This window comes from Acinetobacter sp. Tol 5 (assembly GCF_019702905.1).
Classification (GTDB): domain Bacteria; phylum Pseudomonadota; class Gammaproteobacteria; order Pseudomonadales; family Moraxellaceae; genus Acinetobacter; species Acinetobacter bereziniae.
This window is the reverse complement of record NZ_AP024708.1, coordinates 997,347-1,011,527: the sequence shown is the minus strand read 5'-3', so window position 1 is coordinate 1,011,527 and position 14,181 is coordinate 997,347. Positions and strand designations below refer to the sequence as shown.

The 14,181-nt window shown below is 36.8% G+C and carries 10 protein-coding genes, 1 other RNA gene and 1 pseudogene; 5 read left to right on the top strand and 7 right to left on the bottom strand.

The features are described 5' to 3' along the window. Positions 1–160: 160 nt before the first annotated feature. The 3 genes and pseudogenes from TOL5_RS04755 to ssrA form a co-directional block, all read right to left on the bottom strand. Complete coding sequence (locus TOL5_RS04755) at positions 161–2,221, bottom strand: choline transporter (protein WP_042088184.1); 2,061 nt, start codon at positions 2,219–2,221, stop codon at positions 161–163. Between the two features lie 206 nt (positions 2,222–2,427). After that, positions 2,428–2,685, bottom strand: a pseudogene (locus TOL5_RS22690) (BCCT family transporter); the annotation flags it as partial. A gap of 425 nt (positions 2,686–3,110) precedes the next feature. Continuing rightward, positions 3,111–3,469: a transfer-messenger RNA gene (gene ssrA, locus TOL5_RS04750) on the bottom strand. A 130-nt stretch (positions 3,470–3,599) separates the two neighbouring features. On the opposite strand from ssrA, the gene glpK reads away from it, so the two are divergent. Then, positions 3,600–5,081: a glycerol kinase GlpK gene (glpK, locus tag TOL5_RS04745; RefSeq protein ID WP_121775610.1), complete on the top strand. Its 1,482-nt coding sequence runs from the start codon at positions 3,600–3,602 to the stop codon at positions 5,079–5,081. Between the two features lie 62 nt (positions 5,082–5,143). Here the strand turns inward: glpK and def are convergent, their stop codons facing one another. Further along, entirely contained in the window at positions 5,144–5,623 is a 480-nt protein-coding gene (gene def / locus TOL5_RS04740) for a peptide deformylase (protein WP_121775609.1), read from the bottom strand. A 204-nt stretch (positions 5,624–5,827) separates the two neighbouring features. Between def and TOL5_RS22395 the strand changes: the two genes are divergently transcribed. Next, the gene (locus tag TOL5_RS22395; protein ID WP_005033343.1) at positions 5,828–6,031 is read left to right on the top strand and encodes a hypothetical protein; all 204 of its coding nucleotides are present in this window, start codon (positions 5,828–5,830) and stop codon (positions 6,029–6,031) included. A gap of 152 nt (positions 6,032–6,183) precedes the next feature. After that, a complete protein-coding gene (locus TOL5_RS04735) occupies positions 6,184–7,458 on the top strand; it encodes an MFS transporter (protein WP_199934837.1) in 1,275 nt (424 codons plus the stop codon). Between the two features lie 307 nt (positions 7,459–7,765). Here the strand turns inward: TOL5_RS04735 and TOL5_RS04730 are convergent, their stop codons facing one another. From TOL5_RS04730 to pnuC, 3 genes are all read right to left on the bottom strand, one after another. Beyond that, on the bottom strand, positions 7,766–8,908 hold the full coding sequence (locus TOL5_RS04730) for a GGDEF domain-containing protein (RefSeq protein ID WP_052455966.1): 1,143 nt from the start codon (positions 8,906–8,908) through the stop codon (positions 7,766–7,768). Positions 8,909–9,743: 835 nt separating this feature from the next. Further along, complete coding sequence (locus tag TOL5_RS04725; protein WP_121774156.1) at positions 9,744–10,025, bottom strand: hypothetical protein; 282 nt, start codon at positions 10,023–10,025, stop codon at positions 9,744–9,746. A gap of 18 nt (positions 10,026–10,043) precedes the next feature. After that, positions 10,044–10,628 carry a nicotinamide riboside transporter PnuC gene (gene pnuC, locus TOL5_RS04720; RefSeq protein WP_121774157.1) on the bottom strand — a complete coding sequence of 195 codons (585 nt, stop codon included), beginning with the start codon at positions 10,626–10,628 and terminating at the stop codon, positions 10,044–10,046. Positions 10,629–11,651: 1,023 nt separating this feature from the next. Here pnuC and TOL5_RS04715 point away from each other — a divergent pair. Both TOL5_RS04715 and TOL5_RS04710 read left to right on the top strand, forming a co-directional pair. Next, positions 11,652–12,296: a YqiJ family protein gene (locus TOL5_RS04715; protein WP_046760583.1), complete on the top strand. Its 645-nt coding sequence runs from the start codon at positions 11,652–11,654 to the stop codon at positions 12,294–12,296. Between the two features lie 30 nt (positions 12,297–12,326). Next, a complete protein-coding gene (locus tag TOL5_RS04710) occupies positions 12,327–14,033 on the top strand; it encodes a flotillin family protein (protein WP_004829766.1) in 1,707 nt (568 codons plus the stop codon). Positions 14,034–14,181: the final 148 nt, after the last annotated feature.

The following is a 14,181-nucleotide window of genomic DNA, read 5'->3' as shown; positions in this document are numbered from 1 at the left end:
GCACAGCCCCTCTAAATATTAATCCTATTGAGAATTATCATTTCAAGGTAAAATTTCCCTTTAATCACAAAATTAATGGCTGAAGCTATAAAAAATATCCCATAATGAACTCCCCCCTTAAGTAGAACATACTTAATCGAGGGAGTTTTATATCAAAACATTAGTCTTGTGAGTCAGGATACAAAGGACGATTTCCGGGGCTAATTCGATTGATATGTAAAAAGGTCATATGACGTTCGTACTTATCTAAAATATCATTAATCACCTGCTCTTTGGTGTATCCGACCAAGTCATTGTCCTGCGAACCTTCGTACAAGAAAGTTTCTAAACGATAGTAATATTGCATACCGCGTTTACCACGCTCACTAAAGGTCGGTGTGATATAACGCACAGGCCAGATCTGATAAATAAAATTAAACTCTTCTTCGATGTAGATGGTTAAATCAAGATGATACAAGGTATCACTATCTTCGACCTCTCCTTGCGTTACTTCGATACTCATGCCACGTTTAACCAACTCATCTGCAACCGTCTGAACCGCAGGTTTACACACGCTATCGAGCATACTCAGTGTTTCACGACTACCAGGATGAAACATGACACGAGACAAACGTTGCTTCCAGTTTAGAATATCAACATTCCCTACTACAGGTGCTGCATTTGGACTACGACTCGCTTTACGATAATCTTCCAAGCGCAAGGATTTATACAAACCTGCCATCACTAACAACATGACAAAACTGAAGGGTAATCCCATAATGACTGTTGCACTTTGCAAGGCGGTGATTCCGTTCGCCATAAGCATGGCTACCGTCAGTAAGCCAATTGCAGTAGCCCAGAAGATACGCAACCAACGTGGGGCATCATGATCAACACTAGAAAATTTGGTCGTGAAGTTCCCGAGTACCAAAGCGCCTGAATCTGCTGAAGTCACGTAGAAAAGTAAACCTGTAATGGTGGCAATACTGGCAATAAAGGCAAAGCCTGGATACTGAGCAAGTAAGTCATAAAAGCCATGTGCAGGATTGGTTAATACGGTTTGTGCCAGTGTGCTATTACCATCAAAGATCACACTATGTAAGGCACTATTACCGAAAATAGACAACCATGTGATAGTGAACAACAGAGGAATGATCAAAGTTCCACAAACGAATTCACGGATTGTACGACCGCGAGAAATCCTCGCCAGAAATAATCCGACAAATGGAGACCAAGCTACCCACCATGCCCAGAAGAACAAGGTCCAGCTATTCATCCAGTCTTTTGGTCGATCAAAGGCAAAACTTTCTAAAGCTAAACTCGGGAAGCGACTAATATAATCACCAAAGTTTTGTACCAGTGCATTGAGCAGAAATTCGGTATTCCCAAGGAACAATACGAACAGCATCAAGCCAATTGCGGCATAGATATTAATTTCAGACAAAACCTTGATGCCTTTATTTACACCAGCGGTGACTGAAATAATAGTCACAATCACAGCAACTAAAATCAACGCAATCTGAATCCAGAGATTCTCTGGTATATCCAACAGCACATGTAGACCATAATTAATCTGAACTACTGCAATACCACAGGTGGTAGCAATACCAAAGATCGTTCCGATCACAGCAGCAATATCAACCGTATGCCCAATAGGACCATCAATTTTTTTACCAAAGATTGGATATAGTGCAGAACGAATCGTTAATGGCAAATTATAGCGGTAACTAAAATATCCCAATGCCATCCCCACCAAGGCGTACATTCCCCACCCTGTTAAGCCATAGTGGAATAATGTCCAAACCATGCCCTGACGTGCAGCTTCATAAGTCTGTCCTTCACCTACGGGTGGATTCATATAATGCGATAACGGTTCTGCAACCGAGAAGAACATTAAGTCGGTCCCAATTCCAGCAGCGAACAGCATCGCAGACCAACTTAATAGACTAAACTCAGGTTTCGAATGCTTTGGACCAAGTTTGATATCGCCATAACGTGAGAAAGCGATAAAAATCACAAAGACTAAGTACAATGTTGCAGCTAATAAATAGTACCAGCTGAATTTATCACTAACCCAAGCCAACACGACATTCAATAAATGATTGGCAAAGTCGTTAAATAAAATCGTAACAAGTGCAAATGTTAAAATAAGTAGCGCTGAAATATAAAAGACCACACGATTTAAATGGTCTTTATTTGCTAATGCAGCATCATCAACTGCTCTTGGATTATCTGTTGCCATACAATCCTCAGGAAGTTAGAGAAGAAGAAAATATTCATCTACATCTTTCCATCGCTTAATCAATGAAAATAAATATCTGAATAGAAAATGAAAAACAAAAGTTATTTACTCAATTTAAATGTTTCTGATTTTTCAGTGATGTAATGATGTGATAACTGAGTTAATTTCGTGATCACTCGCATTGCTAAAGGATTAAATTTATCCTATTTGAGTGTATTGGCTAAGCCAAACATAAACAGCAAAATGATGATGGAGAATAATAAACCAAAGCGCATCACTGCCCTTTGTAAGCCGAAGCTTGCTATTAACAACTGTCAGATAAAGACGATACTAATCACTACAGACCAAAAAATGAGTAATCAAATTGCTGAGACACTTTTATTACTTCCCCTTTCGAGGAAAGATTTGCAACCTGAGTATAACAGAACCTACAAAGTCAAAAACAATATGAAACAAATCACAACACCCTATTAACATACGGGTTCAAAGATAGATTGGAGAAGCTTAATTCAAGATAAACGGAATGAATGAAACAGAGTCATTGAAACCTTTTTGATCTTTAGTACTTGTGTAGAGGTGATTATGATAATAAGACTAATAGAATTGATAAAGAAGCTTACTGTAGAAATCAATAGATAAGCCCTCATCATCAAGAGAATATTATTGTTCTTTTGCTTTTAGATTTTTACTTGTGAATCTAAAAGCATTTAGCACCTGTTACACGTGTGTCACTCCTGTGTAACATCATATCTTGATAGTACGTTATTCTCAAATGATGTTAGTGATAGTAATTTAGGCATTAAAAAGCCCTGAAAGTGTTAAATTTCAAGGCTTTATTAAGTTTTATGATTCATCATTTAAGTTTGTGATAGATCATGATTTGCAAATTTGGTGGAGATGGCGGGAGTTGAACCCGCGTCCGCCAACACTACACTCGAGAATACTACATGCTTATATATCGTCAATTATTTTAACGCTAAGTGACCCGACGAACAGGGTACAAAACGCGATCCTCTAAATTTAGTACAAAGCCCCGAGGCTTGACTTTATACGGACTTGTGTGCGTGCGCTTCGGTCGGGTTCACTGACCACAAGTATTCAGTGAAGCGGACAAACTGCCCTTAGGCAGCTAGAGCGTAAGATTCGTCGTTTGCGACTAAAATATGCAAATTTTATTTACGAGAGAAAATGCGCTCTCGGCATGCATCTATGAGCTTCATCATCAGCGTCGAAGCCAATAACATCCCCAGATAACAAACTCATCATAACATAAATGTTGTAAATTAAGCAGATAATTCACGACATTTATTCTAAATGATGCGCCTAGTCCTATAATTGCGCTACTATCAGTATTTTTCAAGGGACAAATATAAAAAAGATGAGCTATTTACTCTCACTTGATCAAGGAACGACCTCTAGCCGTGCAATCATCTTTGATGAGCATGGAAAAGTATATGCTTCAGCACAACGTGAAATCCAAATCAAAACGCCGCATTCGGGATGGGTAGAACAAGATGCGATGGAAATATGGACCACACAAATTGCCGTGGTTCAACAAGCGATTGCCTCTGCCAGATTACTTGCCAAAGACATCAAAGCCCTCGGCTTAACCAATCAACGCGAAACAACCGTTGTATGGGACAAAAGAAATGGAAAGCCACTTGCCCCTGCTATTGTTTGGCAAGATCGACGTGCGACTGACTGGTGTAATCAATTGAGCCAGCAAAATTTATCTGAAAAAATTCACAAAAAAACAGGATTAAGAATTGATCCTTATTTCAGTGCAGGAAAATTGGTTTGGCTATTGGACAATGTTGAAGGATTAAGACAACTGGCTGAGCAAAACCATGTTGCTTTTGGAACAATTGACAGTTGGCTGATCTGGAATTTAACCCAAGGCTCAGAACATGTGATCGAAGCCAGTAATGCGTCTCGTACCATGTTGATGGATTTAAAAACTCAGCAATGGGACCAAGAACTCTTAGAAATATTTAATATTCCCCCAAGTGTGCTTCCTCAAATTATTCAATCAGACTGTTATATTGCCAATACTGCGACAGGGTTATTGGGTGCTGAAATTCCAATTTGCGGTGTATTAGGTGATCAACAATCTGCGCTATTTGGTCAATCTTGTTTTGAAGTAGGTACAGCAAAAAATACCTATGGCACGGGCTGCTTTATGCTATTCAACACAGGAAACGAAATTCAGTATAGTCAAAATAAACTGCTCACGACCTTAGCATGGAACTGTCAAAACCAGTCGAACTATGCCCTTGAAGGCAGTGTGTTTATGGCTGGAGCAATCGTGCAATGGTTGCGAGATGGTTTAGGCATTATCAAAAACAGTGCTGAAGTCGAAAAGTTGGCATGCCAAGTCAACACGACTGATGGTGTTGTGCTTGTACCTGCATTTACAGGTTTGGGGGCACCGCATTGGGACAGTGATGCGCGTGCATTACTCTGCGGCATGTCACGCGGAACCAATAAGTCACATATTGCCAGAGCAGCTTTGGAATCTATCGCATTTCAAGTTTCCGACGTCCTTACAGCAATGCAGTCGGATATTTCTCAGCCTTTAAAAGAACTCCGTGTAGATGGTGGAGCAAGCCAAAATGATATGCTGATGCAATTTCAAGCTGACATTTTAAATGTCCCTGTATTACGTCCAAAGCTTTTGGAGTCTACCGCATGGGGAGCGGCAGCTATGGCAGGTCTTAAAACCAATGTATTTACTAATCTAAATGAAATTTCAGAATCTTGGCAGTTAGATCGAGCTTTTGAGCCGAATATGAGCAATGATCAACGTGAGTATCATTTAAGCTTATGGAATGATGCTTTACAAAGAGCAAAGTCTAGTTAAAGTGTATTCTTTGGAAACTGGGCGATATGTTTACTCAAGATAGCTTTTGCCCAGTTGCTAAATTAAATTCGCTCGAGGAAAAGCACACCATTTAAATGGTCAATTTCATGCTGAACAATTCGAGCAGGAAAACCATGAAAGGTCTGAATCACTTTCTGACCGTTTAAACTAAAAAACTGCACTGTAATCTGTTCAGCCCGAGCCACTTGCCCACGTTCATCAGGTACGCTCAAACAACCTTCTTCTCCCAATACAGCTTGTACTGATTGCTCAATGATTTCAGGATTGACCATGGTGATGGCATCCATTTCAGGCGCATCAGGATAACGAGGATTAGATCGTGAAGCGACGATAATCACACGCTTAGAAATATAAACTTGCGGTGCTGCAATCCCGACTCCATTTCGCTCCAACATCGTTGTCTTTAGTGCTTTGGCAAGTTCTTCCAACCAAGTACTTGAAAACTCAGTGTCAGCAACAGGGGCTGCAATTAATTTTAAAATATCTTCACCACGTTGGGCGATGGGTAAAATGATACTCATGGTCTTATCTGATTTATCAGCATATCGTTCAATGCCTTGATTTTAACATTTAGCGATTCAATCGCAATTGAATAATTCCATACAAGCAATTCACTTTTTGTGCTCAACTCTTATTGTTCAAATATCAAATTTAAAACTGTTTCTTTAATTCAATTTTAATCATGATCTTGTAAATAACAGTCACTCACTCATGAGATTGTACCAATGAATAGTACCACCTTATTTCTCGGTTTGATTTTTAGTTCGATTGGATTAGGTTATTTTATTTATGGAAAAAAACAAAAAATGATCGTGCCCTTCATCTGTGGTATCGCTTTAATGATTTTTCCCTATTTCATTGAAAATAATCTGTTGATCAGCGCTATTGGAATGATTCTTAGCCTCATCCCATGGTTTATTCGCATATAGTGGCATCTTTTTTCCTAAAGCTTTCATAAGCGAAGACATAAATCATCAGACACCCATAATAATTTTTTGACACGATCAAAATAAAGATTGATTATTCAAGGAAAAAATTGTTTATTAAAATTTTATTTTCGACTATTTTTAGATATTACAACATGGATGAAAAAACAAATCTTAATCAGGAAGATAAACGCACGCTTGGTCTCTCCTCTTTGGGTGGTGCACTCGAATTTTATGATTTTGTGATTTATGTATTCTACGCAAAAATCATTGCTGAACTATTTTTCCCCAGCACACTGAGTCCTTTTTGGGCGATGTTGAACACCTATGGAATTTTTGCGGCTGGGTATTTCTTCCGTCCTTTGGGCGGAATTGTCATGGCACATTTTGGGGATTTGGTAGGGCGTAAGCGTCTCTTTAGTCTATCTATTTTATTAATGGCACTGCCAACCTTAATGATTGGTCTCATGCCAACCTATACTGATATAGGTCTTGCCGCTCCGCTATTATTACTGCTTATGCGTGTGGTACAAGGGATTGCCATCGGTGGTGAAATTCCAGCAGCATGGACTTTTGTTTCAGAACATGTCCCTGAAAAGAAAATTGGCTTTGCCAATGGTCTACTCACAGCAGGCTTATCGTTAGGAATTTTATTGGGATCACTAACATCATTATTGATTTCACTCAAATTTAATGAAACAGAAATTCACGCTTGGGCTTGGCGTATTCCCTTTATTTTGGGCGGAATATTTGGATTAATTGCTTTATATCTAAGAAGCTATCTCAAAGAAACACCTGTGTTTAAAGCCATGCAAGCACGTAAAGAACTCTCTAAAGCGCTACCAATCAAACAAGTCTTAAGCTCCCATAAGTCAGCGGTTTTGATAGGAATGCTGTTTACTTGGTTTTTAACGGGTTGTGTCGTGGTCATTATTTTAGCGATGCCTAATTTACTCACGGGGACTTTTGCTTTTCAACGTACAGATGCATTTCAAATGCAAAGTGCTGCAATCTTAATGCAGATGTTGGGTTGTGTGATTGCAGGAACATTGGCTGATCGCTTTGGTGCAGGTCGTATTATGTTCTGGGGTTCACTGTGTGTCGCTGTTATTTCAGCTATTTTTTACAACAGTTTGGGGCATGTAACTCCATCCACCATTTTTAGCCTCTATATGCTATTGGGTTTATTTTCAGGTACGGTAGGTATAGTTTCTTATAGCATGGTAAAAATGTTTCCTGCACAAATTCGTTTTTCAGGAATTTCTTTTTCTTATAACGTTGCTTATGCCATCGCAGGTGGATTAACGCTCCCATTAGTACAATGGCTCAGTTTATATAGTGATATTGGTGCAATGTACTATATTGTCGTGTTGTGTTGCTTCACCCTACTGACCAGCTTAATTTACCGAAAAAAATTTGAAATACATTAGGGTCTGTGGACAATTCGTCTATGTTTGCGACTAGGTGTGTTTTTTAGGCGATTCTAGGCGCGAAATACGAAATTTAGTCATTCTAAATGAGTAGTTCGGAACGACGAAGCGACAAAAAACACACTAGTCCCCGCTGCGCCTTGCGCTGCAAACAAAGCAGTGCTTTGTTCTTGCTCAGGGTTGTGGCTAAAATTATCTCAGGCTACGTTATGAAACTTAAAAATAGTCTCGCTATTCTCTTCATTTCATGCCTTACCTGCTCAATTTTAACCTACAACGCAAGCCATTTATGAAATGTCCACAGCCCCTAAATCACTTGTTTAGATTCCATTGAATGGGTAATTTTAATTTCCAAGAAATGACGAACTTGATTGCGCCCATTCTTTTTTGCCAAATATAACGCTTGATCTGCCTGACGAATAATTTCTTCTTTGGTAATTCCAAAAGGATTGATTGAGGCTGCAACGCCAAAACTTGCAGTAATGCTAATTTTGCGTTGAGTATCCAGTAAAATCACTTCTTTCTCAATTGCTTTACGGCATCGCTCAGCGATATCAATGGCTTTGGCGAGCTGACCACCTCTGGTCAAAATGATAAATTCCTCACCACCAAAGCGTCCAACAATATCCTCTTCATGGATATTTTCAGTCAATATCCCAGCAACTTGTTGTAAAACGATATCGCCTATATCGTGACCATATTTATCATTAATATCTTTAAAATAATCAAGGTCTAACAACACAATCGCAAAAGAGCTTTGTTGTTGTTTGAGCATATCAATATTTTCACTGATTTTACGGCGATTAAAAATGCCAGTTAAAGGATCAATAATACTCACTTGCTCAATCATTTTTTCGCGTTTACGCCACTGTGTAAGAAGAACCTCAAACAAAACTAAACTTGCAAAGAAAATTGGAATATAAAAATACAACATGCAATATACCCAAAATGCATTGCGATACAACGGCATTACCAGCAGTTCTTCACTGAAAATCGGGGCATATCTAATCTGACCGGTAAGACTCAATACAATACAAATCAACATAAAACAACTAATTGGAATAACTGTTAAATAAACAACCCGCCGTTCAAACAACACCAAACCAACCGTAATCAAGCTGACAAAACCAGCAGTCGAAGCTGGACTAAAGATACCTATACAATAAGCACCATAAATAAAAATAGTGCCAAAATATACAATCGTTATATAAGGAATAATTTTTTCAAAAATAGAAATTTTTTTTAAAGATCGAATCAGAAAAATGAGCACAAAAAAACCAATTGTGGCAAGAGACAACATCCGAATATACGTTGGATAAAAGGCTTGATTAATCCAAGGTTGTATATCTACTTTTGCTTCACTGAAATACCACCATATGATCCATAACAAAACATCTATACCACCAAGTAATAGGACCAAGCTGCACTTTTTATAATTACTCCAATTCATGATCATGTTGTCGTGTATAAAAACTTCAGCGGAGGAATGTATTACCCCTCTATTTTTTTGCTTCATATTACCATTCACCCGTCAAAAATAGTGAATTACTCTCTATTTTTATTTTTCATATCGATGATTAAAATATAACACTTAGAAAAATCAAAGTAAGTCATTTTTTTAAATAGTACCATTTCTTAATTCTATTTATTTTAATAGCAAGACTAAATTGAATGAAATAAGTTGGTTTGTTTTGATTTCACACATTGGATAGCATTCATTTAAACCATTAGATAAATTTAACTCATTGTATTTATTTAAACAAACCAAAACAAAAAGAACTTTGAGTTCAATAATAATATATAATTACAGTAAATAAAATTCAAAACAACGACAAGTTTATTTTTTAAAAAATATTTACATACATATACTTATAGCTGTATTTTATTTTAAAATAAATAAAAAAAAATATTCAAAATTACTGTATTTATTTAAGTTATAAAATTTAATTTTTTAATTTTTGTGTCTTGTGTTTTTTTGAATTATAACACGAGTATCAAAATCAAAAATTAGGATGTATCGAGAACATATCATCAAACTGTCTGATTAAACAAATATGTGTTTTAATATCAATCACATCCAATAAAATTTATGCTTTTATACAGATGGTTAAAAGATTTGGTGATTCAATTATTTTTTACTTTTGAAGGTTGATTTCTCTTTGAGAAAAGTTCAGCGCTCAAAATTTTTTTATTGAAATATGATTAAAAATTACCCAACATGATCAATATAGACAGCAAACATGACAATTGTATGAACGAAATGAAGCATCTGAATCATTGAGCGATTATTCTCTAATTGTATAACGAACCTTGGTTAATTTTTGCACACCTTGCACATCGATCGATAAAAAATGATTTTTATATTCAATATGAATACAAAAGTCTTCTGCACCATCATCAAGACCAGATACAGTCCATGTCGTTCCTTGAGGAAAATCATTGAGCCATTGAGCTTTATAAAAATCGGATACTGAATCAAAATCAAGATACTTTTCAGGTCTATCTACAATATTTTGTGCCAGATCTTCAAATTTCTGTTTGTGTATTTGAACAAAGTCAATCAGCATGCTCGACCTTTATATCCACTAGATTTCATTATACAACTGACTCAATTGTTTCTTTTTCACTTGTTCCCATTGCCACCATCCAAATGCCGCCATAGCCACAAATGCTGCATATAAACCTGCAGTCAAAAATAAATCTTTGTAAAGAAACATCGCCACATAGACAATATCAACAAATACCCACAGTACCCAAGTCGCAATGTGTTTGCGACTGGTCCAATAGGTCGCCAATAAACTAAATGCTGCAAGCTGTGAGTCTAGCATCGGCAAAGCTGCATCAGTAAAATAATGCAATGACAAACCGAATAAAAGCCCACCTAAAGCAGCAATCAACATTTGAATAAACACAGTACTTATCGCAATGGGCTCAATTCGAATTTCATGATCTTGCTGTTTACCTTTAAACCAGTGATAAAAACCATAAAAATTCACCAGCATAAAAAATAGCTGTAAAATGGTTTCACCATATAATTTAAAGGTAAAAAATAGATAAGCGTATAAGACAAATGCAAAAAAATTAAATAACCAACACCACATATTACGCTTTATTGTCAAACCAACACCAATCACACTAATAATAACGGCAAAAATTTCTAATGCTGACATGATAAAAAGCGCACAAATATAAGAAAGCTTATTATGAAAAAAAACACTACAAATGCAAGAAAAATGACATACCAAATTCAATTCAAAACGGCGCATACACTCAGCCATCATGTTTTATGATGATCATATATAGCCGTTTTATTTATACATTAAATTGGACTCGCTCATACATTTGAGTCGAAGATTAAAGTAAATTTGGAACATGGATTGTTTGTCATGTAAATCGAAGCTTATCGTCAAAAATAATTTTTTAGAAATTTAATTATTTTTATCACTTCAATACGACAATTTGACGTGATTTTAATTAAAACTAAGCAATCACCAATAAATAAAGCGAGCCAACGCAGTTCATTTCATCAAAACATTCATAACATCGCTCAAACTAGCACTGATAAATGCTTTTTAAGATGCTAAAAAATAGCCAAAATCTAATTTTTTCAAACCGTGTATTTATCATTCGTTAAAAAATACTGTATATGCTTAGATTGTTTGTTTATGCAATATAACTTAAAAATCTCTATAAAAAACATAGATTAAAATTAAGTTTCTTTCATTGATACTGTTCACATTTTAACCTTATTTACGAGATTTAACACTTGTTTACGTGAATACCAATGAATTAACAGACAGAACCGTCTACTATCTACTTAAGTTATGAATCTTCCCCAAAATTCATAACATTTCTCCTTAACCGAACTGTGAAAGCAGATTCGTTGTTCTACGCAATGATCACCCCAATCATTGCGTATTTTTTTGTCTACAGTTCCGTCTGTTAACTTCAACAGTTATAAGGAATCATTGAACAAAATGCAAGCAATCATTTTCAAACAACTTTTCCACTATTAAAAATGATAAGATATTGATTTTAATTAAAATCAAAAAATATTTAGTTGCAATATTTCGACAAAACCGATAGACTTTATTTATTTATTAATTGAATTAATTGATGATAATTGTAGGATTAGTTCAAATTTAAAATACGATCTATAAAAATTTTTTAACAATAATTTTGAGCAAAACAATATGTGGGAATTATTTACACACTCATCTAACTTAGTTTTTAGCGTAAGTCTTTGCCTCATGTTGTTGTTGGGACTGGTGGAGTGTTTGCTTCTCATTATTGGTTCGAGTAGCCAAGGTTTTTTAGACCAATTTGTTCCTGATCAGCTTCTAGAAGCCCATCATCCAGATATTGATCTGCATACAGAACATGGTTTTTTTGTAAAACTTTTAGATTGGCTCTATTTGGGACGAGTTCCTGTCTTAGTTTGGTTGATTATTTTTTTGACTGTTTATGCCCTATTTGGCTTTATTGTTCAAACAATTTTCTATCACTTTACAGAACATTATTTTTCAATTTGGGTAATTGCACCAGCCAGTCTTTTTTTATGTATGCCCATAGTCCGTCTCTGTGCAGCCCTGATCTCTAAAATTTTACCCCAAGATGAAACCACTGCCATTCATAGTGACGAGTTGATTGGTCGTACAGCTCAGATTGTTTTAGGCGAAGCAAAGCAGAACTACCCTGCTCAAGCCAAAGTCATCGATCAATTTGGACAAACACATTATATTTTGGTTGAACCTGAATTAGACCAAGTCTTTTCACAGGGTCAATCGGTAATTCTCACCCAGCGAACAAAAGTAGGTTTTCAAGCAATTCTTGATTAATTTTTTAATAACAAACGAAGGCATAATAAAATGTTGAATTCAAATTTATATCAAATACTGGTTTTAGCGGGCATTGTGCTCGCAGCACTGATCATTATTGGCGTGATCATTGCCCGTTTATATAAACGTTCGAGTAAAGAAGTTTCCTTTGTTCGTACTGGTTTTGGTGGTGAAAAGGTCATTTTGAATGGCGGTGCAATTGTACTTCCTGTTTTACATGAAGTGATTCCTGTCAATATGAATACACTACGACTTGAAGTTAAACGTGCGACAGATCAAGCATTGATTACTCGAGATCGCATGCGGGTAGATGTGATGGCGGAATTCTATGTTCGTGTAAAACCTACCGCAGAATCAATTGCTACGGCAGCCCAAACGCTGGGTAAAAAAACCATGTCACCGCAAGAACTAAAAGACTTGGTTGAAGGTAAATTTGTGGACTCACTTCGTGCAGTTGCAGCTGAAATGGCAATGGAAGAGTTACATGAAAAGCGGGTTGATTTTGTCCAAAAAGTTCAACAAGTGGTTTCAGAAGATTTATTTAAAAATGGTTTAGAACTTGAAACTGTTTCTTTGACAGGTTTGGACCAAACCAGTTTTGAATATTTTAATCCACAAAATGCTTTCGATGCTGAAGGTTTAACCAAATTAACCGAAACCATTGAAGACCGTCGTAAAAAACGAAATGACATCGAACAGGACAATGATCTGGCAATCAAAGCCAAAAACTTAGAAGCTGAACAAGCGCGTTTGCAAATCCTTCGCGAAGAAGAATATGCAAAAATGCAACAAGAACGTGAAATTGCCATTCGTAAAGCTGAACAGTCTGCTGAAATCGCGACCCAAGAAGCGGCAAAAAAACGAGAAGCCGAAGAGGCGCGTATTGCCGCTGAACGTGAAGTTGAAATCAAACGGATTGCTTCAGCACGAGATGTTGAAAATGAAAATATTCAAAAAGCACAGTTGATTCAAAAAGCCCAAGTAGAACAGAAGAAAACCATTGAACTGGCTGAACAAGACCGTGCCATCGCGATTGCTGAAAAATCACGCGCAGAATCTGAAGCAAAAGCCTTAGCAGATCAAGCGCGTGCACAAGCGGTAAAAGCGGAAGAAGAAGTGACCACAGTTCGAGAAACTCAGCGAGCTGAGCGTTTAAAAGCAGTTGAGTTGGTTGCTGCGAAACAAGTTGCTGAAACAGATGCGATTGCCATTACTGTTGCAGCAGAAGCATCAAAACAAGCGGCAGTAGATGATGCAGAAGCTGTACGTATTGCAGCACAAGCGGAAGCAGAAAAGGTTCGATTAAAAGCCAAAGGTGAGGCTGATGCAAAAATGCTACTTGCAGCCGCTCAAGAGAAACAATATCAAGTGGATGCTGAGGGTACGCGTGCAGTGAACGAAGCCAATAATGTCCTTTCAACTGAACAAGTTGAAATGCAAATTCGTTTAGCGTTATTGAAATACCTACCTGAAATCATTCGTGAAAGTGTTAAACCGATGGAAAATATTGATGATATTAAGATTCTCCAAGTCAATGGTTTAGGCGGTGTTGCTGGCTCGACTGGAAGCTCAGAATCAGGTGAACAAACTCAAGTTGCGCTTTCTGATCAAGTCGTCAACAGCGCACTTCGTTATCGCTCTCAAGCACCGTTAATTGATAGTTTAATGAATGAGTTAGGCATCAAAGGTGGTGATATCAATGGTTTAACCCAATCATTAAAACCTAATAATGATTAATTCACTTATTATTTAGACATAAAATGAATATTGAGCCTCTAAAGTTAGGGGCTTTTTTATTGGCTGAAATTCAATGCAAGAATGACGATTTGAATCTCAATTTTAATCTAAATAAATGATGAAGCCATTCATTCATTTCTTTTAGAAT